This is a genomic window from Arthrobacter cheniae, from assembly GCF_003602275.1.
Taxonomy (GTDB): Bacteria; Actinomycetota; Actinomycetes; order Actinomycetales; family Micrococcaceae; genus Arthrobacter_D; species Arthrobacter_D cheniae.
In genome coordinates this window covers 345,096-371,517 of record NZ_QZVT01000004.1, presented here as the reverse complement: position 1 = coordinate 371,517, position 26,422 = coordinate 345,096, and the positions used below count along the sequence as shown (strand labels likewise).

The window sequence follows — 26,422 nt, the reverse complement described above, 5'->3', positions numbered from 1 at the left end:
CGGGAGCTCCGTCGAACGAGGAAGGCGCTAGCGGCCCTCGGGTGTCTCCGTCGTGTTCCGCGCGGCGACGTCGACATCGCGGCCCTGCGGCTCGTCGTGCGCGCTACCTTCGCCGATCTGCCTGAAACGTTCGAGTGAGGCTTCGATCTCGGCTTCGGCTTCCTCGCGGCCCGCCCAGTCAGCGGCCTCGACCCACTTGCCGGGCTCCAGGTCCTTGTACTTCGTGAAGAAGTGCTTGATCTCGTCCAGCAGGAAGTCCGACACGTCGGACAGTTCCTTGATGTGATCGAACCGGGGATCGACGGGAACACAGAGGACCTTCGCGTCTCCGCCGCCGTCGTCCGTCATGTTGAACACCCCGATGGGGCGCGACTCCACGAGTACGCCCGGGATCAGATCGAAGTCCTGCAGCATGACGAGGGCATCGAGCGGATCGCCGTCCTCCCCAAGCGTGTTCTCGAAGTAGCCGTAGTGCGTGGGGTACTGCATTGCGGTGAAGAGGACGCGGTCCAGGCGCAGTCGGTGTGTCTCGTGGTCGATCTCGTACTTGACGCGCGAGCCCTTGGGGATCTCGATGGTGACGTCGAGCTTCATGGCAACTCCTGTGGGTGTAGGTCGGTGGTGCTGTGGCGGCCGCGGTCGCGCCTTCCGGGGAAGGGGCGCGCAGCCGGTCTACTGTTTATCGTCAGCCCTAACATATCGGTCGGGCGCCGGTACCAAAGTATTTCCCCGTGGGCTGGGCGCTGCTCCGCGGCGCCTTGCGGGACAGCTTGCGAAAGGACACCATGATGCGACCGCTCCGCCTGCTGGCCGTGCTGGTGCTGGTCCTGGTCATGGCGGCGATCGCGGTGCCCCTCGCCACCCACCTCACTCCCGTCGTGCTGGCCGCCGTCGATCCGCCGCCGTCCGTCGCTCCTCCCGTCACTCCGGCGCTGCAGGTCCCGCCCACGTCCGTCGCGGTGCCCGACGTCGTCACCCCGCTCTCGCTGTCCGCGCCGGCCCCGGATCCGACGGTGCTGGGTGCTGAGCTCGACGCCGCCCTGGGTATTCCGGGCCCGGGCTCCTTCTCGGGGACGGTGGTCGACTCCACGGACGGCACGGTCCTGTACGCGAGGGACGCCGCGCGGCTTCAGCCCCCTGCGTCCAACATCAAACTGTTCACCGCCGTCGCGTCCATGACGTTCGGGCAGCCGGACCGCACCCTGACGACGTCGGTCCTCACGTCCCTGTCCGCCCCTGGCGCGCTGTTCCTCCGCGGGGGCGGTGATGTGCTCCTCGGTTCCGGGCCGTCCGCTCCGGACGCCGTCGTCGGGCACGCCGGCCTCGGGACGCTCGCGGCTGACACCGCCGCCGCCCTCCCCGTGGGCTCGGGGCCCTACTCCGTCCTCCTCGACGACTCCCTCTTCGCCGGCGCCGGACTGAATCCCACCTGGGCCCAAGGGGACATCGACGCCGGTGAGATTGCACCGCTGCATGCCCTCGCCGTCAACTCGGCGTGGATCGAGGAGGGGCGCGCAGGTGGACCCCGCTCCCAGGACGCAGGCCTCGATGCCGCCCGAACCTTCACGGCAGCGCTGGTGGATGCCGCCGGGGAGCGTGGCATCAGCATCGAGACGGACGTCCAGCGACGGGCCACGCCTGAGGACGCTGCGGAGGTCGCAGCCGTGGAATCCGCCACGCTCGAGGCACAGGTGCGCCGCATGCTGGAAATCTCCGACAACTACCTCGCCGAAGCCCTCGCGCGCACCGCCGCCCTCGACAGCGGGCGCCCCGCCTCCTTCGGCGGAGCGGCCGAGGCGCTGGCCTCCGCCGCGGGACGGTTGGGGGTTCCGGAGGAGGGCCTCCTGATCGGGGACGCAGCAGGGCTCTCCGTCCGGAATGCCGTCTCGCCGGCCCAGCTCGCCTCCCTCGTGCGCGGCACCACCGCCTCGAAGGATCCCGGTCTCGCCGCCGTCGCGCAGTCCCTTCCGATCGCGGGCCTGACGGGAACCCTGTCCACCCGATTCACGGCCGAGGACCCGGCTGCCGCTGCCGGTGCGGGGACCGTGCGGGCGAAGACGGGCACCCTCAACGCGGTCACCGGCCTCACCGGGCACGTCGTGACCGCGGACGGCCGCCTCCTGGTGTTCTCCTTCCTCGCCGACGGCCTCGATGGCAACACGCTCGAGGCGAGAACCGCCGCGGATCATGCCGCGGCGCTCCTGGCGGCCTGCGGCTGCCGCTGACCCGTTCGCCGACAGACGAACCAGCCCCACCGTCGGCTCTGCGGAGCCCTCCGCCGGCGGGATGTGATCGAATAGGCGCATGTTCAGGAACGAGTCCGCAGCACCCCGCCCGCAGCTGGTCAACTGGGACGTCGCGGCTTCGACCGCGGCATCCCTGACTCCCGCCGGACCCACGATGAAGCCGGCGGAGATTGCCCGCGCGGTGCAGAACATGCGCGAACTGGCGGATGTGTCCGTGGGTCACGTGCACTCCATCTCGCGGCTCGACGCCGCCCGTGACCTCCGGGATTCGGAGCTGCTCATCGTCGACCGCGCGTCCTGGGCGAAGGCGAACTCGCAGAGCTTCCGCACGCTCATGGAGCCGGCGCTCGACCAGCTCGCGACGACACGGCCGGAGGTACTGAAGTCCGCGTCCCTGACCCTCGGCGGGAACCTGACGGGCGCGCAGCTCGGCGCGATCCTGGCCTTCCTCTCGAGCAAGGTGCTCGGGCAGTACGACCCGTTCGTGCCCTCGCGCAACGGCCAGGGCGGCCGTCTCATGCTGGTGGCCCCGAACATCATCTCCGTCGAGCGGGAACTGAACGTCGATCCGTCCGACTTCCGGCTCTGGGTCTGCCTCCACGAGCAGACGCACCGCGTGCAGTTCGCCGCCGCGCCCTGGCTCAAGGACCATATGACCGGGCACATCGGCGAGCTGACATCGGGCCTCATGGACAAGGCGGACTCACTCTCCGAGCGGCTGGGTACGGCCGTGAAGAACATCACCACGGCGAGGTCGCGGGCGCTCAGGGATTCCCCTGCCGCGGACGGTGTGCCGGCGCAGGACATCGGGGTGCTGTCGATCCTTCAGGACCCCGATGACAAGGCGCGCCTGTCCCACCTGACCGCGGTCATGAGCCTGCTCGAGGGCCACGCGAACGTCGTCATGGATGGGGTGGACGGCAGTATCGTCCCGTCGGTCAAGACCATCCGCCGTCGCTTCAACGCCCGGGGGAAGTCACGCGGGCCGCTCGAGAAGGTCATCCGCCAGCTGATGGGGCTGGACGCCAAGATGCGCCAGTACAGCGACGGCGCGAAGTTCGTGCGGCGGGTCGTGAGCCAGACGGGCATGGACGGCTTCAATGCCGTCTGGCAGTCGGCCGAGCACCTGCCCACCGAGCGGGAGATCCACGCGGCGGACGAGTGGATCGACAGGATGAGCCTGCGGCGTCATGGCTAGGCGCCCGCGGCTGCTTCCCGCCGTCGGTACGGCACGCAACCTGCTGGAGGCGAGTCTCGAGGGACTCCTGGCGGACACGGCGCCGCGTCAGGGACGGAGGTCGAGGGATGCGGACGAATCGTCGACCGCCACCGCGCCGGCCCGGACTCCCTCCACGGCGGATGCCCCGGGGGCAGTTCTGCCGCTCGTCCTCGTCGCGTGCAGCGGCGGTCCCGATTCGCTGGCACTCGCGGCGGTCGCCGGGCACTTCGCGCACACGGGCCGGTGCCGGGTCGGCGCCGTCGTCGTCGACCACGCACTCCAGCCGGGCAGCGCGGCGACGGCCGAGAAGGCCGCGGGAGCGGCACGGGACCTCGGGCTGCAGCCGGTCGAGGTGCACCGCGTCAGGGTCGACCGCGACGGCATGGGTCCCGAGGCTGCCGCCCGCAGCGCCCGCTACGCCGCGCTCGACGAAGCCGCGGCCACGCTGGGTGCATCCGCGGTCCTGCTCGGCCACACGCTCGACGATCAGGCGGAGCAGGTGCTGCTGGGGCTCGCCCGCGGATCCGGTACACGCTCGCTCGCCGGGATGCCCGCGCGTCGAGGCCTCTACGTGCGTCCATTCCTCGACCTCCGACGCGCCGATACCGAGGCCATCTGCGCGTTCTACGCGCTCGACCCCTGGCACGACCCCACGAACCTCGACCCGAGCTTCGCCCGGTCCCGCGTGCGCGGTGACGTGCTGCCGTTCCTCGAGGACCAGCTCGGCCCGGGCATCGCCCAGGCGCTGGCCCGCACCGCCCGCATCCTCGGACAGGACGCCGACCACCTGGAGCAGCTGAGCGCCAGGGAGTACGCATCATTGAGGGTTCTGGGCGACGACGGGACCCTGCTTCTCCCGGAGGATGGCCTGCGGGCCCTGCCTCCGGCGCTGAGGCAACGCGTCCTCGCCCTCGCGGCCCTCGAACTGGGGGCATTCCAGCCCAGCTTCGAGCGACTCCGGGCCGCGGAGTCCCTGCTGGACCGCAGGGGGTCGGCCGGACCGGTGCAGCTCGGGGGGAAGGTGAGTGTCCATCGCCAGGTACGCGGGCGGGCGGTTCTTCGCGGAGAACCAAGCTATGGCAATCTTGTCCTCAGTAACAATGGCAGCAACAACGGCCCCGGTGTGAAGCAGTCGCACCGTCCAACCCAGGAGTAATCGGTGGATTCCAACGACGTCCAGTCAGATCTCAAGCACGTCCTCTATACCAGGGAAGAGATCCAGCAGCGGATCAACGAGCTGGCGCAGCAGATCGACGCGGACTACGCGGGACGGGACATCCTCCTCGTCGGCGTCCTCAAGGGGGCCGTGATGGTCATGGCGGACCTCGCGCGGGCCCTCCACTCCCACATCACCATGGACTGGATGGCGGTCTCGTCCTACGGCTCAGGGACGCAGTCCTCCGGCGTCGTCCGCATCCTCAAGGACCTCGAGACCGACCTCATGGGCAAGCATGTCCTGATCGCGGAGGACATCATCGACTCGGGGCTGACACTGTCCTGGCTCAAGGCGAACCTCCTTTCGCGCGGTCCGGCCTCGGTCGAGATCTGCACGCTGCTGCGGAAACCCGACGCCGCGAAGGTCGACATCGACGTCAAGTACGTGGGCTACGACATCCCCAATGAATTCGTCGTCGGCTACGGCCTCGACTTCGCGGAAAAATACCGCAACCTCGATTTCATCGGCACCCTGGCGCCCCACGTTTACGAATAGAGCCCTTTCGGGCTGCATTTCCGCCGCTACGCCAAGAGGGAACTATTGGTGCAATCCGCGCGTGGACAATCTCGGACGGTGTATAGGTTGAGGTGCTCAAAGGGCACCCATACGGTAGAGCGCCCGCACAAATTCACTTGCATCAGCAGGAGGGACAGGGCTTGCTGCCCTGAGACGAATGAAATTCAAGAACATCTTCAAGGGGCCGATCTTCTGGATCGTCCTGGCGGTCGTGGCGCTCCTGCTGGTGCTTCCGGGCCTCTTCGGCACGGGCAGCTCCCGTGTCGACACCAACGTCGGCCTGCAGTTCCTCAGCGAGGACAAGGTGGAGCAGGCCAAGATTTACGACGGCGAGCAGCGCGTGGACCTGACGCTGCGGGAGGATTACCAGGACAAGGGCAAGAACGTCCAGTTCTACTACAGCCTGGCGCGTGCCGAGAGCGTGGTCGACGCCATCAACACCTCGGACACGGACGGCTTCACGGACCAGCCCGCGGAGAGCAACTGGCTCCTCAGCCTCGCCGGACTGATCTTCCCCATCCTGATCCTCGGTGTCATTTTCTGGTTCCTCCTCAGCCGGATGCAGGGCGGCGGCTCCAAGGTCATGCAGTTCGGCAAGTCGAAGGCCAAGCTCATCACCAAGGACATGCCGCAGGTGACGTTCGACGACGTCGCCGGCGCTGACGAGGCGGTGGAGGAGCTCCTGGAGATCAAGGAGTTCCTGCAGGAGCCCGCCAAGTTCCAGGCCCTCGGCGCGAAGATACCGAAGGGCGTCCTCCTGTACGGTCCTCCCGGTACCGGCAAGACCCTCCTGGCCCGCGCCGTCGCAGGCGAGGCCGGCGTACCGTTCTACTCGATCTCCGGCTCGGACTTCGTCGAGATGTTCGTCGGTGTCGGTGCCTCCCGCGTGAGGGACCTCTTCGAGCAGGCCAAGAACAATTCGCCCGCCATCATCTTCGTCGACGAGATCGACGCCGTCGGGCGCCACCGTGGTGCCGGCATCGGCGGCGGCAATGACGAGCGTGAGCAGACCCTGAACCAGCTGCTGGTCGAGATGGACGGGTTCGATGCAACCACCAACGTGATCCTCATCGCCGCGACCAACCGTCCCGACGTCCTCGATCCCGCGCTCCTGCGCCCAGGTCGCTTCGACCGCCAGATCGGCGTCGAGGCCCCGGACATGAAGGGTCGCGAGCACATCCTGTCCGTGCACTCCAAGGGCAAGCCGATGGCGTCGGGTGTGGACCTCAAGGGTGTCGCGAAGAAGACGCCCGGGTTCACCGGCGCAGACCTGGCGAACGTACTCAACGAGGCCGCGCTGCTCACCGCGCGCTCGAACGCGCAGCTCATCGACGACCGCGCCCTCGACGAGGCGATCGACCGCGTAATCGCCGGACCACAGAAGCGCAGCCGTGTGATGAAGGAACTGGAGCGGAAGATCACCGCCTACCACGAGGGCGGCCACGCCCTGGTGGCTGCGGCCCTCCGCAACACCGACCCGGTGACCAAGGTGACCATCCTGCCGCGCGGTCGCGCACTGGGCTACACCATGGTCATGCCGAGCGACGACAAGTACTCCATCACGAGGAACGAGCTGCTGGATCAGCTGGCGTACGCGATGGGCGGCCGCGTCGCCGAGGAGATCGTCTTCCACGACCCGTCGACAGGTGCCTCGAACGACATCGAGAAGGCTACCGGCACCGCTCGAAAGATGGTCACCCAGTACGGTATGAGCGAGCGCATCGGCGCCGTGAAGCTCGGCCAGGGTGCCGGTGAGCCCTTCCTGGGCCGCGACATGGGGAGTGACCGGGACTACTCCGACCAGATCGCCCTGGTGGTGGACGAGGAGGTGCGCCGCCTGATCGACAATGCGCATGACGAGGCCTACCAGATCCTGACCGAGAACCGCGATGTCCTCGACCAGCTGGCACTCGAACTGCTGGAGCGGGAGACCCTGAACCAGGCGGAGATCGCCGAGGTCTTCACCTCGGTGCGGAAGCGCGACCTGCGCGAGGTGTGGCTGTCGAAGCAGACGCGTCCCGTGCACTCCCTGCCCCCGGTCGTCTCGAAGAAGGAGCGTGCGGAGGCGCTCGAGAGCGGACAGCCCGCTCCCGAGTCCGTCGCTCCTCAGGACCAGATCGCCGACGCGAACATCCCCAGCGACTTCGACGTCGCCGGCTCGGATCTTCCGTCGCCTGAATCGGGCACCGGCCCCGGGGACAGCCGGGAGAGCTAGTCCTGCAGCGGTACGCCGCCGGTCATCGGGCCGGTGGTGAGCAGTGCCCGATGAAGGGAGATGTCCATGACAGATTTCGACGACCAGGTGGTGGACGCTGCCCTGATCGCTACAGGATCCCCCGTGGACCAGCCCCGCATCGCTCGGGCGGTCAGGGAGATCCTTGCAGCGATCGGCGAGGATCCCGATCGGGACGGTCTGCTCGAGACCCCGACGCGAGTGGCCCGGGCCTACGCGGAGATGTTCGCCGGGCTCCATCAGGATGCCGCCGAGGTCCTCTCGACGTCTTTCGACCTGGAGCACCAGGAACTCGTGCTGGTGAAGGACATCCCGTTCTACTCGACGTGTGAGCACCACCTGGTGCCCTTCCACGGGACCGCGCACATCGGGTACATCCCGTCCGAGGACGGCCGGGTCACCGGGCTCAGCAAGCTCGCGCGACTCGTGGAGGTGTACGCCCGCCGACCGCAGGTGCAGGAGCGGCTGACGACCCAGATCGTCGATGCGATGATGGAACACCTGAAGCCCAAGGGTGCGATCGTCGTCATCGAGTGCGAGCACATGTGCATGTCCATGCGCGGAGTGCGGAAGCCCGGCGCGAAGACCGTCACATCTGCGGTGCGCGGCCAGATCCGCGAGACGGCGACACGTGCCGAGGCCATGAGCCTCATTCTCGGAAAGTAGGAACCCGACTCCATGGATTCACTCGCCGCAGCGCCCGGAACCGGGCCGTCGACGTCGCCGCTGCCCGTCATCCGGCCCGCCCGTGCAGCCAGGACCGTCAGCGATCTGCCGACGGACCGTGCCGTCGTGATGGGCATCCTCAACGTCACTCCGGACTCGTTCAGCGACGGCGGCAAGTATGCGTCCACCGATGACGCCATCAGCCACGGGCTGCGCATGCACTACGGCGGATCGGACATCATCGATGTCGGTGGTGAATCCACACGGCCGAACGCCCGTGAGGTGTCGGTCGAGGAGGAACTGGACCGCGTCCTGCCCGTGCTCAGGGCGCTCGTGAAGGCGGGAGCGCTCGTGAGTATCGACACGATGCACGCGGAGACCGCCCGGCAGGCCCTCGATGCCGGGGCTGCGATCGTCAACGACATCTCGGGCGCCGAGTTCGATCCGGCCATGCCCGGGCTCGTGGCTGATCGTCAGGTGCCCTACATCCTCACGCACCGCAGGGGCACCACGACGACTATGGACAGCTTCGCGGAGTACCGGGATGTCGTCGCCGAGGTGGCTGCTGAGCTGACCGGGCTGCGGGACCGCTTCGTCGCGGCCGGAGTGGCGGCGGAGCAGATCATCCTCGATCCCGGGTTGGGCTTCGCCAAGACGGACGAGCACAACTGGGTCATCCTCCGGAACCTCGACGTCTTCACCGGGCTGGGCCATCGCGTGCTCGTCGGGGCCTCCCGCAAGCGGTTCCTCGGAACGCTGCTGACGTCCGCCGGGAAGGCTGCGGCGCCGGTAGAGCGTGATCACGCCTCGCTCGCCGTCGCCACCCTGGCGGCTTCGACCGGTGCGTGGGGCGTCCGCGTCCATGACCCGGCCGCAACCCTCGACGCCGTCAAGGTCGCCGCCGCCGTGGGTCCACGCCCATGACCACGGACGGAACCGTCGGCAGGGCTGCGAGCGTCTCCCGCGGGCAGGCGCCGAAGCCCGCCACCGCCCCGGGCCGTCCCGGCTCGCCCTCCGGCCTCCTCGACACCGTGGTGCTCAGGGGCATCACGGCCAAGGGGTACCACGGCGTCTTCGATCACGAGCGCCGTGACGGGCAGCCCTTCGTTGTGGACATCGTGCTGCATCTCGACCTGCAACCGGCCGGCACCAGCGACGATCTGGCCCGGACTGCGCACTACGGGGACCTCGCCGACCTGGTGCACGGCATCATCGGGGGCGATCCGTTCGACCTCATCGAAGCCCTTGCGGAAACCATCGCGTCGGCGGTCCTCGCCTCCTTCCCGGTCGCCGCCGTCGACGTCACGGTCCACAAGCCGAAGGCTCCGATCGAGGTACCGTTCGGCGACGTCGCCGTGACCCTCCGCAGGAGCCGACCGTGACCGGCACCGTCCGGTCCGTCCTGGCCCTCGGCAGTAACCTCGGAGCCAGCAACGACACCCTGGTCCTCGCCGTCGCCGACCTCGTGGAGCCGCACCGCGTGCGCCTCCACGCCGTGTCGCCCGTGGTCCGCACCAAGCCGGTCGGTGGTCCCGAGCAGCCGGACTACCTCAACATGGTCATCGAGGTGGAGACGGACCTCGGCCCGTACGAGCTCCTGGCGCTCTGCCAGGCCGTCGAGGAGAAGTATCATCGCAAGCGCACTGTCCGGTGGGGTCCGCGAACCCTCGATATCGACATCATCACGTACGGATCCTGGACCTCCGACGATGTGACCCTGACGATTCCGCACCCGCGGGCGGCGGTCCGCGCCTTCGTCCTGCAACCCTGGGCATGGATGGATTCCGGTGCCCGGCTCAACGGGCGGCCGGTCGCAGAGCTGGCCGCGGAGGCAGAGGACCTTGCGGGCCTGGTGCCCTTCGAGGGAGTCTAGGACGCTGTGACTACCCTCCGGTTCCGCTGGCTGGTCCTGATAGGGCTGCTGGCCGGGCTCGCAGGCTGGCTGACCAACCTGCTCGCCACCCGCAACGGATACGGCACGCCGACCCTGCCCCTGACCTCGCTCGTCACCACGGCGCTGATCATCGCCATCACGCTGGTGTTCGGGCTCCGCGTGCTCCGATGGCGCAACGGCAAGCGGGACCGCGCCCTCGATCCCATCCTGGCGATGCGGACGCTGGTGCTCGCGCAGGCCTGCGCCTACGCCGGCGCCCTGAACCTCGGCTGGCATGCGGGCATCTTCGTCGATCAGCTCGCCCTCCTCTCCGTCCGCTCGGCCAGCGGTCCGCTCTGGGGATCCGTGGCCCTCATGGCGGGCGGAATCGTCATGACTGTGGTGGGATTGGTTGTCGAGAGCTTCTGCAGGCTTCCGCCCGACGACGACGGCACAGGCGCTCCGGGCTACAGCGAAGGGGAATATGCGTAGGGAACCGATCGATCCGTCCGGACTCGAGTGGTCGAGGGTGTCTCCGAAGTACCTGCGCGTGAGGCTCCTCGGATGGCTCATCGGATCGCTGGTCTGGCTCGTAGTCGCGAGTATCCCCCTGGTGCTGCGCCTCACCGGTGTGTGGGATTCGTTCCCGCCCCTTCCGGTCGCCTGGGCCCTTCCCGCGATCGCGCTGACCAGCGCGATCTGGCGCGGGCTCCTTCTCCCGCGCCAGGTGCGGGCCATCGGATACGCCGAGCGCGACGACGACCTCCTGGTCCGCCAGGGTGTGTTCTTCCAGCGCACCATGGTGGTGCCCTACGGCCGCATGCAGTACGTGGACGTCGCCGTCGGGCCGCTCGAGCGGGCCTTCGGTATCTGCACCCTGAAACTCCACACGGCCTCCCCTGCAACGAACGCCTTCATCCCCGGCCTGCCCACGGAGGAGGGCACGAGGCTGCGTGAGCAGTTGTCCGCGCGGGGAGAAGCCAGGCTGGCCGGGCTGTGACAGCCGCGCCAGGACCGTCCGCAGGCGTACCCGAGGGCGACCAGGAGCGCGAGCAGTCAGCCGGAGCCCCGACCGCCGTCACGTCCACGCCCGGGTCCACCGCTGCCTTCGCTGCGCACGCCTCCGAGGGGGGACCGACCACCGACGAGTGGCGCCGCGTCCACTTCATCTCACCGCTCGTGCGCGGCTGGATCGCGCTCGTCGCCATCCTCTACTTCGTCGGCAGGGACTGGTTCGAGGGCCTCTTCGACTCCGGGTCGAGGGGCCGGGGACCCCTGCCCGAGGGCGTAGGGCTCCTGATCGCCGCGGGGGTCGTGCTCGGCGTCGTGGTGATCATCGCGGCCGCCTTCCTCGTCTCCTGGTACTTCACCCGCTACCAGGTCACGGCCGAACATGTACGCGTGCACACCGGCGTGGTCTTCCGGCAGCAGCGCCAGGCGAGGCTGGACAGGGTCCAGGCCATCGACATCGTGCAGCCGTTCCTCGCCCGGATCTTCGGGCTCGCGGAGCTGAAGTTCGAGGTGGCCGACGCGGGGGAGTCCGCCGTGCGTCTGGCCTTCCTGAAGCTCGACGACGCCAGGAAACTGCGTGCCACCATCCTGGCCCGCGCGGCAGGCGTGGATACGGACCCGGAGCACCCGGAGGAGATCGTCGAAGCGCCCGAGCGCGAAGTGGTGGCGATCCCGCCGGGCCGGGTGATCGGCGCGGCGCTCCTCTCCGGTACGACGATCGCCCTGGTGGTGGCCGCCGCCGTCATCATCACGCTCGGCGTAACCCTGGATACCCCGATCATCGCCACCTCCTTCATCCCGGTCGTCATCGGCGTCGTCGGTGTCTACTGGTCTGCGCTGAGCACCGGCTACAACTTCCGGGCGGCGACCTCACCGGACGGCATCCGCGTCCGCTACGGCCTGCTCGATACCCGGGCACAGACGATCCCACCCGGACGCGTGCAGGCGCTCAGCATCGTCCAGTCGCCGCTGTGGCGGCTCAAGGGCTGGTACCGCGTGACCGTCAACGTCGCGGGCTACGGTGCATCAGCGTCGAACGAGGGGCAGGCCCGCGCGAGTCTCCTGCCTGTCGGGACACGGGACGAGGTGCTGCAGATCCTCGCCCTCGTGCTGCCCGATCCGGGGACGACACGCCCCGTCGAGGTCTTCGGAGCCGGGATGGTGGGCCGCGACGGGGGCGAGGGTTTCGTCACGACTCCGCGGCGCGCGAAGTGGCTGGCGCCCCTTGCCTGGCGCCGCAACGGATTCGCCGTCACCGACACCGCGCTGCTGATGCGCTCGGGTGTCCTCTGGCGGCAGCTCGTCGTCGTCCCGCACGAGAGGACGCAGTCGCTGTCCCTCGAGCAGGGGCCCGTCGACCGCCGGTTCGACGTGGCCAACCTGCAGTTCCAGACGACTCCCGGACCTGTGGCCCCCCGCGTGCTCCTCGCGGACTCCGCCACGGCCTGGGACCTCTTCCACGGCCAGGCTGTGCGGGCCGCGGAAGCCCGGCGCCGGAGCGCGCCGGAGCACTGAATGAAGCCCGTTCCGATCGCCGCCAGGACCTTGGCGCAGGGAGGCGAAGCGACGATGAGCACGGCGGCGGACGACGTCGACGCGTCAGGTGCCCGCGACGGAACCGGGGACGAGCTGCGCCGGATCCCGGCTGCCTCGCCGGACAGCACGGAACCGGCATCGGTGCACCCGGGTGCAGCAGGCGATCCAGCCAACCGGACCGCGGACCAGCGTGCCGGACTGCCTCACGGCCGACAGGGCGACCAGCGTGCCGGCCTGCCTCACGGCCGACAGGGGGACCAGCCGGACAGCCGGGTCGAGGACGGGCCCGACGGTCCGTCCGCCGGTCGGTCGCCGGACCGGGAGCCAGCCGTGGCCGGGGAGTCCGTCATGCCAGAGCTGCCGCGCTATGTTCCCGCACCTCCCCGGGATGAGGAGCCACTCGATGGCCGGCGCTGATCCGTCCCGCCGTCCGGGCAGGCTCGGCGTCGGAATCGTGGGGGCCGGCAGGGTCGGCGCGGTGCTGGGAGCAGCCCTGCGTTCCGCGGGACACGCCGTCGTCGGGGTATCCGCCATGTCCGAGGCCAGCCGCGAGCGCGCGGAGAACCTCCTGCCCGGTGTGCCGATCCTCGAGGTTCCGGACGTCATCGAGCGGGCCGAGCTGGTGCTCCTGACCGTGCCCGACGACGCCCTGCCGACGCTTGTCGAAGGCCTGGCCCAGCTCAAGGCCTGGCAGGCAGGACAGCTCGTGGTGCATACCTCGGGGCGCTACGGCACCTCCGTGCTCGGGCCCGCCCGCGCGGCCGGTGCCATCCCGCTGGCCCTCCATCCCGCCATGACCTTCACGGGGCTCAGCCTCGACCTCGGCCGCCTGCCGGACTGCATGTTCGGTATCACGGCGCCCTCGGCGGTGCTGCCGATCGCGCAGGCACTCGTGGTCGAGATGGGAGCGGAGCCCGTGGTCATCGAGGAGGAATCCCGTGTGCTGTACCACGCCGCCCTCGCGCATGCATCGAACCACCTCGTCACCATCGCCGCGCAATCCGCGCAGCTCCTCGCCGACCTCGGCGTCCAGCACCCGGACCGCATGCTCGGGCCGCTCATGAAGGCTTCCCTCGAGAACGCGCTGTCCTCGGGCGAGGGTGCCCTCACGGGACCGGTGGCACGCGGCGACGCCGGAACGGTGCGCGCCCACCGCGCGGCTCTCGAGGCGCACGATGCCCCGGACACGCGCCAGGCCTACCTAGGTATGGCCCGTGCCACTGCCCTGCGTGCACTCGAGCGGGGCGTCCTCACTCCGGTGCAGGGGGAGGCGATCCTCGCCGCCCTGGCCGACGTGCCCGGACCGCCGGGTGCGGCGCCGGACGAGCTGTAGGCCTGCCCTGTCCTCTCCTGCCGTGCGTTGCCGCGGCCGGCACCTCCTCCGACTCCCCGAAGGACCCTTCGTGACCTCGACCGGCACCGACGCATGACCACCACCCCTCTTCTCGTCTCCACGCCCGCCGACCTGCGTTCGACGACGGCTTGCCTCCTCGATGGAGCCCGATCGCGCGCCGCCGCGGGGCACGGGCCCTCGCTCGGGCTCGTCCCCACGATGGGCGGGCTGCACGAGGGCCATGCCTCCCTTGCCCGCACGGCGCGCGGTGACAACGACGTCGTCGTCGCCTCCATCTTCGTGAACCCCCTGCAGTTCGGGGACCCGGCTGATCTGGAGCGTTACCCCCGCACACTCGATGACGACGTCCGCCTCCTCGGCTCGTGCGGCGTCGACGTCGTGTTCGCTCCGTCCGTCGGGGATATGTATCCGGGCGGGGAACCGCTGGTGCGTGTTGGTGCGGGGCGCATGGGCGAGATCCTCGAGGGGGCGTCGCGGCCCGGTCACTTCGACGGGATGCTGACCGTCGTCTCGAAGCTCCTCAACCTCGCGATGCCGGGTGCCGCGGCGGAGTATCGCGCGTACTTCGGGCAGAAGGACGCGCAGCAGCTCGCCCTCATCCGCCGTATGGTGCTCGACCTCAATGTCCCGGTCCGCATCGAGGGCGTCCCGATCGTGCGCGACGACGACGGCCTCGCCCTCTCGAGCCGGAACCGCTTCCTCGGCGCGGAGGACCACCGGGCTGCGCTCGTGCTGTCGAGGGTCCTGCGCTCGGTGCGGGAAAGGGTCGAGCACGGCCGGCCCCTCGACCTGGACGCGGCCCGTGCCGAGATCGCCGCGGAGGAGCGTGTGGACCTCGACTACCTCGAGGCCGTCGATCCGTCATCGTTCACGCCGCTCACGGGGGATGCCCTGCCCGTCGTCGGGCCGGCCCTCGTCGTCATCGCCGCCCGGGTAGGTGCCGTCCGACTGATCGACAACACCGTCATCCAGGCTGGATCGGCCCGCCCCACCCACTGACACGGGGTGTCCGGCCGAGAGCCGTAAACTTGTCTTCCGTGACCCACGACGACACCCTCCCCGCTGACGACCTCAACGAGCAGATGCGCTTCCGGCTGCAGAAGCGTGCAGCACTGCTCGACGCCGGGATGGAGCCCTACCCGGTGAAGCCCGAGCGGACGCACGCGCTCATCGAGATCCGTGATCGGTTCGCGGACCTCGGGGCGGGGGAATCGAGCGGACTGGAGGTCGCCGTCGTCGGGCGCGTCGTCTTCATCCGGAACTCGGGCAAGCTGTGCTTCGCGACCCTGCAGGAGGGGAACGGCACGAGGCTCCAGGTCATGCTGAGTCTCGCCGAGGTCGGCGCGGACGGTCTCGCCGAATGGAAATCCCTGGTGGATCTCGGCGACCACGTGCAGGTGCACGGTGAAGTGATCAGCTCGCGGCGCGGTGAACTGTCCGTCATGGCGGACTCGTGGACCATGGCATCCAAGGCCCTGCGCCCACTGCCCACCCTGCATGTCGGCGTCAACGAGGAAACGCGCGTACGCCAGCGCTACGTCGATCTGATGGTGCGCGAGGAAGCACGCCGGATGGTCCGGACGCGTGCTGCCATCACCCGGACGCTCCGGGATACGCTCCACGGGCACGACTACATCGAGGTGGAGACCCCCATCCTCCAGCTCGTGCACGGCGGTGCGACGGCTCGCCCCTTCGACACCCACCTCAACGCCTTCGACCAGAAGATGACTCTTCGCATCGCCCTCGAGCTGTACCTGAAGCGCGCCGTGGTCGGTGGGATCGACCGCGTCTACGAGATCGGCCGGATCTTCCGGAACGAGGGCGTCGACTCCACCCACAGTCCCGAATTCACGATGCTCGAGTGCTACGAGGCCTACGCCGACCAGTTCGTCATGGCGGATCGCATGAAGGAGATGATCCTCGCCTGCGCCGACCTGCTGGGCTCGCGGACCATCGAGACGGCACAGGGCAGCATCGACCTGGACGGCGACTGGGCCTGGCTGGGCGTCTACCCGGGGCTGTCGTCAGCCGTGGGCCAGGAGGTCACCCCGGACACAGGACTGGAGGACCTCCGATCGATCGCGGAGCGCCACGAGGTGTCCCTCGATCCGTCGTGGGGCGTCGAGAAAGTGGTGCTCGAGTTGTTCTCCGAGATCGTCGAGCCGACGCTCATCCAGCCGACCTTCGTCTACGACTACCCGCCCTCGGCGCAGCCCCTCGCCCGTCCGCACCGCGACGACCCGCGGCTGATCGAAGCCTGGGACCTGATCATCGGCGGGATGGAGCGGGGCACCGCGTTCTCCGAGCTCGTCGATCCAGTGATCCAGCGTGAACGCCTGACCGAGCAGTCCCGGCAGGCCGCTGCGGGTGACGACGAAGCCATGCAACTCGACGAGGATTTCCTCAGGGCGCTCGAATACGGAGCACCTCCCATGGGCGGCATCGGTCTCGGGATCGACCGGTTGGTGATGCTTTTCACCGATGTGGGAATTCGCGAGTCGATCCTCTTCCCCATTCTCAGGCCCGAGGGTGGTCAGTAGTCATGGAATATGTGGCAGTCCTCCTACCATCAGCCTGCTTGGCAGTCCTTTTCTACTTCGTGATCAAGGCCATATTCAATGCGGACCGAGCCGAGCGCGAGGCCATGGCGCGGGCGGAGGAATTGCAGGATGCCGAGGATGCGCGCGCGGCCGAACCCGGGTCGGATAAGAATGACGGTCAGGAAATCGATCCCCGATAGAAACTCCTTCTTTGACCTTGATTGAAGCGTGGCCCATACTCATTTATGGGGCTTTGATATCGAGAAACCAATAGGAGAGCATAGTGGCGCAGAAGGTAAAGATCATCCTCATTGATGACATTGACGGCGGAGAGGCCGACGAAACGGTTCGATTCGGTCTCGATGGCGTGCAATACGAGATCGATCTCTCCGAGAGCCACGCCTCGGAGCTCCGTTCGGCCCTCGCCGACTACGTCGGCGCAGCCCGTCGCGGCAATCAGTCGAAGCAACAGCGCTCGAGCGCCCCGTCGACCTCGCGCAACCAGGAAGCGGCCCAGATCCGTGAATGGGCCAAGGAGAACGGCTACAACGTGTCGTCGCGTGGCCGCGTGAACAGTGAAATCGTCGAGGCGTACCGCGCGGCACAGCGCTGACCACCACCACCTGGCCCTGAAGCGGAAGACTTTCGGCGTTATCTCGCCTGTGGCGAACACGCACCCAAAGCACACCCCGTACCCGTAGCATCGAAATACGCGTTAGCTAGGAGTGTGTGTCTGATGTTCGAGAGATTTACAGATCGTGCCCGTCGAGTTGTTGTGCTGGCCCAAGAAGAGGCCCGCATGCTCAACCACAATTACATCGGCACCGAGCACATCCTGCTTGGCCTGATCCATGAGGGTGAGGGTGTCGCCGCCAAGGCTCTTGAGTCGCTCAGCATCTCTCTGGGTGCCGTAAGGGAACAGGTGCAGGAGATCATCGGCCAGGGCCAGCAGGCCCCGTCCGGTCACATCCCCTTCACCCCCCGGGCCAAGAAGGTGCTGGAGCTCTCCCTGCGGGAGGCACTGCAGCTCGGCCACAACTACATCGGTACCGAGCACATCCTGCTCGGTCTCATCCGCGAGGGTGAGGGCGTCGCAGCGCAGGTCCTGGTGAAGCTCGGTGCCGACCTCAATCGTGTCCGCCAGCAGGTCATCCAGCTGCTGTCCGGCTACCAGGGCAAGGAGCCTCCTGCTGCAGGCGGCCCCCAGCAGGAGGGAACTCCTGCCGGATCGGTGGTGCTGGACCAGTTCGGGCGCAACCTCACGCAGGCTGCACGCGAGTCCAAGCTCGATCCCGTCATCGGGCGCGAGCAGGAGATGGAACGCGTCATGCAGGTGCTCTCCCGCCGTACCAAGAACAATCCGGTGCTGATCGGTGAGCCCGGCGTCGGCAAGACCGCCGTCGTGGAGGGCCTCGCCCAGGCGATCGTGCGGGGTGACGTGCCCGAGACCATCAAGGACAAGCAGCTCTACACGCTTGACCTCGGGTCCCTGGTAGCCGGTTCGCGCTACCGCGGTGACTTCGAGGAGCGACTGAAGAAGGTCCTCAAGGAGATCCGCACGCGTGGCGACATCATCCTGTTCATCGACGAGATCCACACCCTCGTCGGCGCAGGTGCAGCAGAGGGTGCCATCGACGCCGCGTCGATCCTGAAGCCGATGCTTGCGCGAGGCGAGTTGCAGACCATCGGTGCCACCACTCTCGACGAATACCGCAAGCACATCGAGAAGGATGCAGCGCTCGAGCGCCGTTTCCAGCCGATCCAGGTCGCCGAGCCATCCGTGGCGCACGCGATTGAGATCCTCAAGGGCCTGCGCGACCGTTACGAGGCACACCACCGCGTATCGATCACGGACGGCGCTCTGACCAGTGCGGCCACGCTCGCCGAGCGCTACATCTCGGATCGTTTCCTCCCGGACAAGGCGATCGACCTCATCGATGAGGCGGGAGCGCGCCTGCGCATCCGCCGGATGACGGCCCCGCCTGAGCTCAAGGAGATCGACGAGCGCATCGCGGACGTGAAGCGGGAGAAGGAGTCGGCCATCGACTCCCAGGACTTCGAGGGTGCCGCTGCGCTGCGTGACAAGGAGCAGAAGCTCCAGGACGAGCGTAGTGACAAGGAGCGCCGCTGGAAGTCCGGCGGCCTGGACGACATCGCCGAGGTGGATGAGGAACTCATCGCCGAGGTGCTGGCGAACTCCACCGGCATCCCCGTGTTCAAGCTGACCGAGGCCGAGTCCTCGCGACTGCTCAACATGGAGGCAGAGCTGCACAAGCGGGTCATCGGGCAGAACGAGGCCATCAAGGCTATCTCGCAGGCTATCCGCCGTACGCGTGCCGGTCTCAAGGATCCGAAGCGTCCTGGTGGTTCCTTCATCTTCGCCGGCCCTACGGGTGTCGGTAAGACGGAGCTCGCCAAGGCCCTCGCGGAGTTCCTGTTCGGTGAAGAGGACGCCCTCATCACGCTGGATATGTCCGAGTACTCCGAGAAGCACACCGTCTCGCGGCTCTTCGGTGCCCCTCCGGGCTACGTGGGCTACGAGGAGGGCGGCCAGCTGACAGAGAAGGTCCGCCGCAAGCCGTTCTCCGTGGTGCTCTTCGACGAGGTGGAGAAGGCGCACGCCGATCTCTTCAACTCGCTCCTGCAGATCCTCGAGGACGGCCGGCTGACCGACAGCCAGGGCCGCATGGTGGACTTCAAGAACACGGTGATCATCATGACCACCAACCTCGGTACCCGCGACATCTCGAAGGGCGTCATGACGGGCTTCCAGTCCGGCACCGACACCACCACGAGCTACAACCGGATGAAGGCGAAGGTGCAGGAAGAGCTCAAGCAGCACTTCCGCCCGGAGTTCCTGAACCGTGTCGATGACACCGTGGTGTTCCCGCAGCTCACCCAGGACGAGATCGTCGAGATCGTGGACCTGTTCCTCGAGCGCCTGAGCGGCCGCATGGCCGACAAGGGCATGACGATGGAACTGACCCCCGCGGCGAAGGTACTCCTCGCGACCCGGGGCTACGATCCCGCGATGGGTGCGCGGCCGCTACGCCGCACCATCCAGCGTGAGATCGAGGACCAGCTCTCGGAAAAGATCCTCTTCGGCGAGATCAAGTCGGGCGAGCGCATCGACGTGGATGTCGAGGGGGAGGGCGTGGATGCGCGCTTCACCTTCGTCGGACACGGCGCCCCGAAGGCGCTCGAGGACGCACCGGCAGCGCTGGAAGCGACCGTTCCGGAGTAGTACCGGCACGCAGCACGAATCGACGGAACCCGCCCTGGTGATCAGGGCGGGTTCCGTCGTATCCGGGCAGCGCACGCTATTGGGTGCCCACGGCAACGGAATTCATCCGTCAGTGAACCTGTGTGACCGTGCCCACAGAGGGTGGTAGAGATGACGCATGACCACCCCCTTCTCGTCCCTTGATGACTTCGTCGCACTGCCGCGCCTGAGCGGGCTCGTCCTGAACAGGGAAGGCACTCGTCTCGTGACGTCCGTGGCAACCCTGAACCCGAAGAAGACCGCGTACCAGAGCGCCCTGTGGGAGGTCGACCCGACCGGCAGCCGGCCCGCCCATCGTCTGACGCGCAGTTCCGCCGGTGAGTCGGGTGCCGCTTTCCTCGCAAGCGGTGACCTGCTGTTCACTTCCTCCCGGCCGGATCCGGACGACGACGGCGGGGAGAAGCGCCCGGCACTCTGGCGCCTTCCCGCGGAGGGCGGGGAAGCCTCGCTGCTCCTGACGCGGGAGGGCGGAGTGTCCGGGGTGCTGACGGCCGACGCGGCGGACGTCGTCATGGCCACTGCCGACTCCCTCGCCGGTTCGGCAAACGAGGAGGATGACGCCGAGCGCCACAAGGCCCGGAAGGAGGCCGGTGTAGCCGCCATCCTCCACTCCGGATATCCCGTGCGCTACTGGGACGCCGACCTCGGCCCGGACGAGCCGCGATACTTCGGACTGACGGACCTCCACACGGACGACGGACCTACCCTCGATGACCTGATCCCGTCCGCCCGCAGTGGCCTGCGGGACGCCCACGCCGTGTTCAGCCCGGACGGATCCGCGCTCTTCACCTCCCTCACCGTCCCCGAGGAACGCGGGTCCCAGCGCACGGTGCTCGTCCGCGTCGACGTCGCTACCAAGGAGCAGACCGTCCTTCTCGACGACCGGGAGAACGACTACTCCCCGGGCCCCGTCAGCCCCGATGGCCGCTACCTCGCGGTCACCCGAGACCGGAGGACCACGGCCGAGCTCGCGCCGCAAACAAGTCTGCTGCTGCTTCCCCTCGACGGCGGCGAGCCGACCCACCTGGCCGCCGACTGGGACAGGTGGCCGTCGCCTGCCGGCTGGCTTCCGGACGGCTCCGCGATCGTGGCCACGGCGGACGACGACGGTGGCGCGCCCGTCGTCGTCATCGACATCACGACGGGGGCGGTGCGGAGGGTGACGCAGGATGCGGCGGCGTACTCCGAGGTCCAGCTCTCACCGGATGGCACGACGGCGTTCGCCCTCCGGAGCTCCTACCTCTTCCCGGCCGAGGTCGTCCGGATCGACCTGTCCACCGGCGCCACCGAGCGACTCCGGAATCCGTCCGAGCGCCCCGAACTGCCGGGTTCGCTCGAGCGCGTAGAGTCCGTCGGAGAGGACGGACATCCCGTGAAGTCGTGGCTGGTGCTGCCCGAGGGCGCTTCAGCGGACGCTCCCGTCCCGGCGCTGCTCTGGATCCACGGCGGCCCGATCGGTTCCTGGAATGCCTGGACCTGGCGCTGGTCACCCTGGATCATGGCGGCTCGCGGTTATGCCGTCCTGCTGCCCGATCCCGCGCTGTCGACGGGCTACGGCCAGCGCATGGTGGACCGCGGATGGGGCTCCTGGGGCAGCGCGGCGTACACCGACCTGATGGCTGCGACCGATGATCTCGTAGCCCGGGATGACATCGATCAGACGCGCGTGGCGGCCATGGGTGGCAGCTTCGGTGGATACATGGCCAACTGGGTGGCCGGTCACACGGACCGGTTCGCCGCGATCGTGACCCACGCCAGCCTGTGGGCCCTCGACCAGTTCGGCGGTACCACCGACGCCGCCTACTACTGGGCCAGGGAGATGACACCCGAGGCTATGCGTGAGAACTCACCGCACTCACACGTGGAGAACATCAGGACGCCCATGCTGGTCATCCACGGGGACAAGGACTACAGGGTCCCCATCGGCGAGGGCCTGCGGCTCTGGTACGACCTGCTGTCCGCGTCACAGCTACCCGCCGACGACGACGGCCATACACCGCACCGCTTCCTGTACTTCCCGGACGAGAACCACTGGATCCTGAAGCCGCAGCATGCGCGCATCTGGTACGGGGTGGTGGAGGCCTTCCTGGCGGCGAACGTCCTCGGCGAGGAGCGCGAGCTGCCTCCGGAGCTGGGACTCTAGGGGCGCAGGCGGGTGATCGGTTTGTAGAGTGGACTGAATGACCATGCCCTTCACCATCCGCCCCGCCCGCACCTCGGACGTCCCCGCCATCAAGTCCCTCGTCGAGCCGCTCGCCGAGGAGCGCATCCTGATGGCGAAGGAGACGGTCGCGTACTACGAGGGCCTGCCCGAGTTCCGCATCGCGGAGTCCGACGGCGGGGAGGTGCTCGGCTGCGGCGCGCTCCACATCATGTGGGAGGACCTCGCCGAGGTGCGCACCCTGGCCACGTCGCCGGCTGCTCGCGGGCACGGCGTCGGCCGTGCCCTGGTCGAGGAACTGCTCTCGGAGGCCCGGAGCTTCGGGGTGAGCCGCGTATTCTGCCTCACCTTCGAAGTCGGCTTCTTCCAGCGGCACGGATTCGAGGTCATGGCGGACCAGTCCGCCGTCGATCCCCGGATCTACTCGGAGCTCCTGCGTTCCCACGACGAAGGCATCGCTGAGTTCCTGGACCTCGCCCGGGTCAAGCCGAACACCCTCGGCAATACGCGGATGATCCGGCAGCTCTGAGCCGGGGGAGACCGCCGGGCTGGTCTCGAGGGTCCCGCAGGGATAAGGTAAGACTACTTAGCATTCCTTCGGGAATGCTGACATGCCACCGGAACCGGTGGCTGTACACCGACTGAAGGAGGTCCGAATCATGGGACTGGATGACAAGATCGGGAACAAGGGCGAAGGCCTGGGCGGAAAAGTGAAGGAAGGCCTCGGCAAGGCGTCCGGGAACGAGAACATGGAGGCCGAGGGCCATAAGGACCAGGCGAGCTCGAAGCTCAAGGATGCGGGCGAGAACGTCAAGGACGCGTTCAAGCGCGACTGATTGATTCCTGGCTGCACCCGTCATCGGGCGGCCTGCAGACCTGAGGGAGGGCGCCCGGCTCCGGGCTCCTCCCTCAGCCAGTTAATCGGGGTGCGGCGGGGACGTCGGCCTATAGGCAGGCGCAGGAACGGGCGGTAACGTGTCCCATGGCCGGCGTGGTCCATGTGAGGCGGGCTGCTGGCTGTCAGAATGTCCGCTACAGCCAAGGAGCAGCCGCTGTGAAGAAGCTCATCAATGACCCCAGGGCCGTGGTCAACGAGTCTGTCGAAGGATTCGGCATCGCGCATGCCGACCTCGTGACCGTCCACCCGGATCCCCTGTTCATCACCCGCAAGGACGCGCCGGTGCAGGGCAAGGTCGGGCTCGTCTCCGGCGGTGGAAGCGGTCACGAACCGCTGCACGCGGGTTTCGTGGGCCGTGGCATGCTCGACGCCGCCGTACCGGGAGCTGTTTTCACCTCGCCTACACCCGACCAGATCATCCCCGCCACCACCGCCGTGAACGGCGGTGCGGGCGTCCTGCACATCGTGAAGAACTACACGGGCGACGTCCTCAACTTCGAGACGGCCGCAGAGATGGCGGAGGCCGAGGGCGTCGCCGTGCGCTCCGTTCTCGTCAATGACGACGTCGCCGTCGAGGATTCGCTCTACACCGCCGGCAGGCGAGGGGTCGGGGGGACGGTCTTCGTCGAGAGGATCGCCGGCGCGGCAGCGGAGCGGGGTGATGACCTCGACGGCGTCACGGCAGTCGCCCAGCGCGTGGTGGACAGCGTTCGCTCGATGGGGGTCGCCCTCGCTGCCTGCACCGTGCCGCATGCCGGGGTGCCGAGCTTCGACCTCGCCGAGGACGAGATCGAGATCGGCATCGGCATCCACGGAGAGCCCGGCCGCCACCGCATAGCCATGGAGGATGCCGACGGCATCACCCAGCGGCTGCTCGACCCCATCGTCGCGGATCTCTCGCTCACCTCGGGAGACCGGACGATCGTCATGGTCAACGGGATGGGCGGAACGCCCGCCAGTGAGCTCTACATCATGTTCCGCAAGGTCGCGCAGCTGCTCGACGGACTCAGCGTGACGATCGAGCGTTCCCTTGTCGGCAACTACATCACGGCTCTCGAGATGCAGGGCGCGTCCCTGACGATCCTGCGGGTCGATCAAGAGATGCTCGAGCTGTGGGACAGCCCCGTCCACACGGCCGCCCTTCGTTGGGGGGCATGAGCATGGCCGATGCCCTCGATACCGAGTGGGCGGTCCGCTGGATGCGCGAGACAGCTCGCGTCGTCGCCGAGAACCGGGTACTCCTGATCAACCTCGACCGCGTCATCGGTGACGCCGACCACGGGGAGAACCTCGACCGGGGCTTCACGGCCGTCGTCGCGAAGCTCGATTCGAGCGAGGCGCCGGAGACCCCTGCCGCCGTCCTCAAGCTGGTGGCCATGACCCTCATGTCCACCGTGGGCGGAGCCGCCGGTCCGCTCTACGGAACGGCCTTCCTGCGCGCGGCGACCTCGCTGGGGGACGCGGCCGAGATCGATCCGAATGCTGCTGCCGCGATGATCAGGGCCGCACGGGACGGGATCGTGGCGCGAGGGAAGGCGGAGATCGGGGACAAGACGATGGTGGATGCCTGGACCCCTGCCACCGAGTCCGCCGAGACCGCCGCGCAGGCCGGGGCGACAGCCCCCGAGGTGCTCACCGCAGCAGCCAACGCCGCCCATGCGGGCGCCGGCGCGACCGAGCCGCTGATCGCCCGCAAGGGCAGGGCGAGCTACCTCGGTGAACGGAGCGCCGGCCACCAGGATCCGGGAGCCGTATCGACGGCTTTCATTCTCCAGGCTGCCGCCGAGACCGCCAGGGAATTGTTCGCATGACCGTCGGCCTGGTCATCGTCTCGCACAGCCAGAAGATTGCAGAGGGCGTCGTCGAGCTCGCAGCGCAGATGGCGCCCGACGTGGTGCTCGCCGCCGCCGGGGGAGCGGGGGATGGCGACGGCCCCTCACGGATCGGCACGAGCTTCGAGCGCGTGCAGGCGGGGATCGAGCAGGCGTCGGGCGGTGACGGGGTGGTGATCCTGACCGACCTCGGTTCGGCCGTGATGACCGCGGAGATGGTGCTCGAGTTCCTCGAGCCGGAGGTGCGGTCCGCCGTCCGGCTCGCGGAGGCGGCCCTTGTGGAGGGTGCCGTGGCCGCCGCCGTCCAGGCGCAGGGCGGCGCCACGCTCGACGACGTACTCCGGGCTGCCGATGGTGCCGTGGTCTCCATCCGCGCCGAGGAGCTGGAACCGTTCGTCACCCATGCCGCAGCCGCTCCGGGCCAGGCCGGCGCCGCCCCGGCACAGGAGGCCGGACCTGTGGTCAGCGGCTCGTGGGTCCTTCCGAACCAGATGGGGCTCCACGCCCGGCCCGCTGCGGCACTGGCCACGGGCCTGACCGATCTCGACGCGGAGGTGACCGTGAACGGGGTCGACGGCAAGTCCGTGATGCTGCTGATGACCCTCGGCCTCGGCCAGGGTAGGACGGTCACTGTCGAGGCGACGGGGCCCGATGCCCAGGCCGCTGTGGACTTCGTCGGACAGGCGGTCGAGTCGGGATTCGGCGAGCCTTCCTGACGGCCCGTCAGGTGGGAAGGCGGATGCCGTCGTCGTGCTCCTCGGCGAGGCCGTCCGCCAGAAGACCGGTGAGGGCGCGCTCGAGCTGCTCGGTCGGAGCCTGCAGCCCGTGCAGGGTACTCAGCGCACCTGGCCGGGCTGTACCGCCGGACGGCAGGGAAAGCGTGGTCGGCGGTCCCTGCATGCTGAGATCCACGGGCGCCTCCATGAGCAGTGAGCGCGGCACGGCATGGTCGGCGTCCCGCAGGACGGCGACGATCGCGCCGCGCACCTGCCGGTCCGTGCCCGCCCACGACTGGCCCTTGGGGATGTAGCCGGGAGCAGGGCGTCCGGCAGCCACCCAGGCACAGGCGTCGATGACAGGGCAGGCGTCGCACTTCGGCGCCCTGGCTGTGCAGATGACCGCGCCGAGTTCCATCACGGCGGCGTTCCACCGCACGGACAGGTCGGCGTCGCCGGGCATGAGCGCCACCGCCCGCTTCATCTCCGCGGACGTCAGGGCGGGAGCGGGCAGGGCGCTGCCGCCCATGAGCCGGGCGTGTACGCGACGTATGTTGGTGTCGACGACGGTCTCGCGCCTGCCGAAGGCGAAGGCGGCCACCGCGGCAGCGGTGTAGGCACCGACGCCGGGCAGGGTGAGGAGCTCATCGCGGGTGGTCGGGATCTCTCCGTCGTGATCCGCCACGATCGCCAGTGCGGCGGCGTGCAGACGAAGTGCCCGGCGGGGATAGCCGAGCCGGCCCCAGTGCCGTACGGCCGCTCCGGACGGTTCCGACGCGAGGTGGGCCGGGGTGGGCCAGCGCTGGAGCCATTCGAGCCAGACCGGCAGTACCCGGACCACGGGGGTCTGCTGCAGCATGATCTCGCTGACGAGGATGCCCCAGGGCGAGCATGTAGGATCCCGCCAGGGCAGCTCACGGGCAGCATCCTCGAACCAGTCCGTCACCCGGGTGTGGAGGTCATCGAGGAGTGGTCCGGACGGTTCCGGAACTCCGGTGGTGCGCACGGTTGCCGCGGGTGTTCCGCTACCGGGGTTCATAGGTGCTCCTGGTTTCTTGTCGTGAATACTCTATCCACCGGCGTGGTGCCCGGAAGAAAGCTCGGGCCCCTCCCTAGCCTTGT

General features: G+C 68.4%; 27 protein-coding genes. 25 read left to right on the top strand and 2 right to left on the bottom strand.

Annotation, left to right across the window (positions count from 1 at the left end):
* Nucleotides 1-27 precede the first annotated feature (27 nt).
* Entirely contained in the window at nt 28-594 is a 567-nt protein-coding gene (locus D6T63_RS09620; RefSeq protein ID WP_120148809.1) for an inorganic diphosphatase, read from the bottom strand.
* Nucleotides 595-785: 191 nt separating this feature from the next.
* Here D6T63_RS09620 and dacB point away from each other — a divergent pair, with 191 nt between their 5' ends.
* The 25 genes from dacB to dhaM all read left to right on the top strand — a co-directional run bounded on the left by dacB (nt 786) and on the right by dhaM (nt 25,300).
* Nucleotides 786-2,225, top strand: a complete 1,440-nt coding sequence (gene dacB, locus D6T63_RS09615; protein WP_120148808.1) for a D-alanyl-D-alanine carboxypeptidase/D-alanyl-D-alanine endopeptidase — start codon at nt 786-788, stop codon at nt 2,223-2,225.
* Nucleotides 2,226-2,304: 79 nt separating this feature from the next.
* Nucleotides 2,305-3,444 (top strand): zinc-dependent metalloprotease, encoded by a 1,140-nt coding sequence (locus D6T63_RS09610; RefSeq protein WP_120148807.1) that lies wholly within the window; start codon nt 2,305-2,307, stop codon nt 3,442-3,444.
* On the top strand, nt 3,437-4,621 hold the full coding sequence (gene tilS / locus D6T63_RS09605) for a tRNA lysidine(34) synthetase TilS (protein ID WP_120148806.1): 1,185 nt from the start codon (nt 3,437-3,439) through the stop codon (nt 4,619-4,621). The genes D6T63_RS09610 and tilS overlap by 8 nt, the downstream gene beginning before the upstream one ends.
* Nucleotides 4,622-4,624: 3 nt before the next feature.
* On the top strand, nt 4,625-5,176 hold the full coding sequence (hpt, locus tag D6T63_RS09600; RefSeq protein WP_120148805.1) for a hypoxanthine phosphoribosyltransferase: 552 nt from the start codon (nt 4,625-4,627) through the stop codon (nt 5,174-5,176).
* A gap of 178 nt (nt 5,177-5,354) precedes the next feature.
* Nucleotides 5,355-7,412: an ATP-dependent zinc metalloprotease FtsH gene (gene ftsH / locus D6T63_RS09595; RefSeq protein ID WP_120148804.1), complete on the top strand. Its 2,058-nt coding sequence runs from the start codon at nt 5,355-5,357 to the stop codon at nt 7,410-7,412.
* A gap of 66 nt (nt 7,413-7,478) precedes the next feature.
* Nucleotides 7,479-8,096 (top strand): GTP cyclohydrolase I FolE, encoded by a 618-nt coding sequence (folE, locus tag D6T63_RS09590; protein WP_120148952.1) that lies wholly within the window; start codon nt 7,479-7,481, stop codon nt 8,094-8,096.
* A 12-nt stretch (nt 8,097-8,108) separates the two neighbouring features.
* On the top strand, nt 8,109-9,020 hold the full coding sequence (folP, locus tag D6T63_RS09585; RefSeq protein WP_120148803.1) for a dihydropteroate synthase: 912 nt from the start codon (nt 8,109-8,111) through the stop codon (nt 9,018-9,020).
* On the top strand, nt 9,017-9,478 hold the full coding sequence (folB, locus tag D6T63_RS09580) for a dihydroneopterin aldolase (protein WP_120148801.1): 462 nt from the start codon (nt 9,017-9,019) through the stop codon (nt 9,476-9,478). The genes folP and folB overlap by 4 nt, the downstream gene beginning before the upstream one ends.
* On the top strand, nt 9,475-9,969 hold the full coding sequence (folK, locus tag D6T63_RS09575) for a 2-amino-4-hydroxy-6-hydroxymethyldihydropteridine diphosphokinase (RefSeq protein ID WP_120148799.1): 495 nt from the start codon (nt 9,475-9,477) through the stop codon (nt 9,967-9,969). Before folB ends, folK begins: the two co-directional genes overlap by 4 nt.
* 6 nt (nt 9,970-9,975) lie before the next feature.
* On the top strand, nt 9,976-10,461 hold the full coding sequence (locus D6T63_RS09570) for a DUF3180 domain-containing protein (RefSeq protein WP_120148796.1): 486 nt from the start codon (nt 9,976-9,978) through the stop codon (nt 10,459-10,461).
* Nucleotides 10,454-10,969 carry a PH domain-containing protein gene (locus D6T63_RS09565; protein ID WP_120148793.1) on the top strand — a complete coding sequence of 172 codons (516 nt, stop codon included), beginning with the start codon at nt 10,454-10,456 and terminating at the stop codon, nt 10,967-10,969. The genes D6T63_RS09570 and D6T63_RS09565 overlap by 8 nt, the downstream gene beginning before the upstream one ends.
* Nucleotides 10,966-12,495, top strand: coding sequence for a PH domain-containing protein (locus D6T63_RS09560; RefSeq protein ID WP_120148791.1), 1,530 nt, complete (start codon nt 10,966-10,968; stop codon nt 12,493-12,495). The genes D6T63_RS09565 and D6T63_RS09560 overlap by 4 nt, the downstream gene beginning before the upstream one ends.
* A complete protein-coding gene (locus tag D6T63_RS09555) occupies nt 12,496-12,933 on the top strand; it encodes a hypothetical protein (RefSeq protein ID WP_120148789.1) in 438 nt (145 codons plus the stop codon).
* The gene (locus D6T63_RS09550; RefSeq protein ID WP_120148787.1) at nt 12,920-13,849 is read left to right on the top strand and encodes a Rossmann-like and DUF2520 domain-containing protein; all 930 of its coding nucleotides are present in this window, start codon (nt 12,920-12,922) and stop codon (nt 13,847-13,849) included. The genes D6T63_RS09555 and D6T63_RS09550 overlap by 14 nt, the downstream gene beginning before the upstream one ends.
* Before the next feature lie 93 nt (nt 13,850-13,942).
* On the top strand, nt 13,943-14,869 hold the full coding sequence (panC, locus tag D6T63_RS09545) for a pantoate--beta-alanine ligase (RefSeq protein ID WP_120148785.1): 927 nt from the start codon (nt 13,943-13,945) through the stop codon (nt 14,867-14,869).
* Nucleotides 14,870-14,952: 83 nt separating this feature from the next.
* Nucleotides 14,953-16,410: a lysine--tRNA ligase gene (lysS, locus tag D6T63_RS09540; RefSeq protein WP_120148951.1), complete on the top strand. Its 1,458-nt coding sequence runs from the start codon at nt 14,953-14,955 to the stop codon at nt 16,408-16,410.
* A 38-nt stretch (nt 16,411-16,448) separates the two neighbouring features.
* Nucleotides 16,449-16,610: a hypothetical protein gene (locus D6T63_RS09535; protein WP_326963926.1), complete on the top strand. Its 162-nt coding sequence runs from the start codon at nt 16,449-16,451 to the stop codon at nt 16,608-16,610.
* A gap of 83 nt (nt 16,611-16,693) precedes the next feature.
* Nucleotides 16,694-17,023: a histone-like nucleoid-structuring protein Lsr2 gene (locus D6T63_RS09530; protein WP_120148781.1), complete on the top strand. Its 330-nt coding sequence runs from the start codon at nt 16,694-16,696 to the stop codon at nt 17,021-17,023.
* Nucleotides 17,024-17,146: 123 nt separating this feature from the next.
* On the top strand, nt 17,147-19,654 hold the full coding sequence (locus D6T63_RS09525; RefSeq protein WP_120148779.1) for an ATP-dependent Clp protease ATP-binding subunit: 2,508 nt from the start codon (nt 17,147-17,149) through the stop codon (nt 19,652-19,654).
* A gap of 157 nt (nt 19,655-19,811) precedes the next feature.
* Nucleotides 19,812-21,836 (top strand): alpha/beta fold hydrolase, encoded by a 2,025-nt coding sequence (locus tag D6T63_RS09520; protein WP_120148777.1) that lies wholly within the window; start codon nt 19,812-19,814, stop codon nt 21,834-21,836.
* Between the two features lie 37 nt (nt 21,837-21,873).
* Nucleotides 21,874-22,383, top strand: a complete 510-nt coding sequence (locus D6T63_RS09515; RefSeq protein ID WP_120148775.1) for an amino-acid N-acetyltransferase — start codon at nt 21,874-21,876, stop codon at nt 22,381-22,383.
* Nucleotides 22,384-22,513: 130 nt separating this feature from the next.
* Nucleotides 22,514-22,690, top strand: a complete 177-nt coding sequence (locus D6T63_RS09510) for a CsbD family protein (protein ID WP_120148773.1) — start codon at nt 22,514-22,516, stop codon at nt 22,688-22,690.
* Between the two features lie 218 nt (nt 22,691-22,908).
* The gene (dhaK, locus tag D6T63_RS09505) at nt 22,909-23,910 is read left to right on the top strand and encodes a dihydroxyacetone kinase subunit DhaK (protein ID WP_120148771.1); all 1,002 of its coding nucleotides are present in this window, start codon (nt 22,909-22,911) and stop codon (nt 23,908-23,910) included.
* Between the two features lie 2 nt (nt 23,911-23,912).
* The gene (gene dhaL, locus D6T63_RS09500) at nt 23,913-24,563 is read left to right on the top strand and encodes a dihydroxyacetone kinase subunit DhaL (RefSeq protein ID WP_120148769.1); all 651 of its coding nucleotides are present in this window, start codon (nt 23,913-23,915) and stop codon (nt 24,561-24,563) included.
* Nucleotides 24,560-25,300, top strand: coding sequence for a dihydroxyacetone kinase phosphoryl donor subunit DhaM (gene dhaM, locus D6T63_RS09495; RefSeq protein ID WP_120148767.1), 741 nt, complete (start codon nt 24,560-24,562; stop codon nt 25,298-25,300). Before dhaL ends, dhaM begins: the two co-directional genes overlap by 4 nt.
* A gap of 7 nt (nt 25,301-25,307) precedes the next feature.
* On the opposite strand, the gene D6T63_RS09490 is transcribed toward dhaM, so the two are convergent.
* Nucleotides 25,308-26,339: an HhH-GPD family protein gene (locus D6T63_RS09490; RefSeq protein WP_120148765.1), complete on the bottom strand. Its 1,032-nt coding sequence runs from the start codon at nt 26,337-26,339 to the stop codon at nt 25,308-25,310.
* Nucleotides 26,340-26,422: the final 83 nt, after the last annotated feature.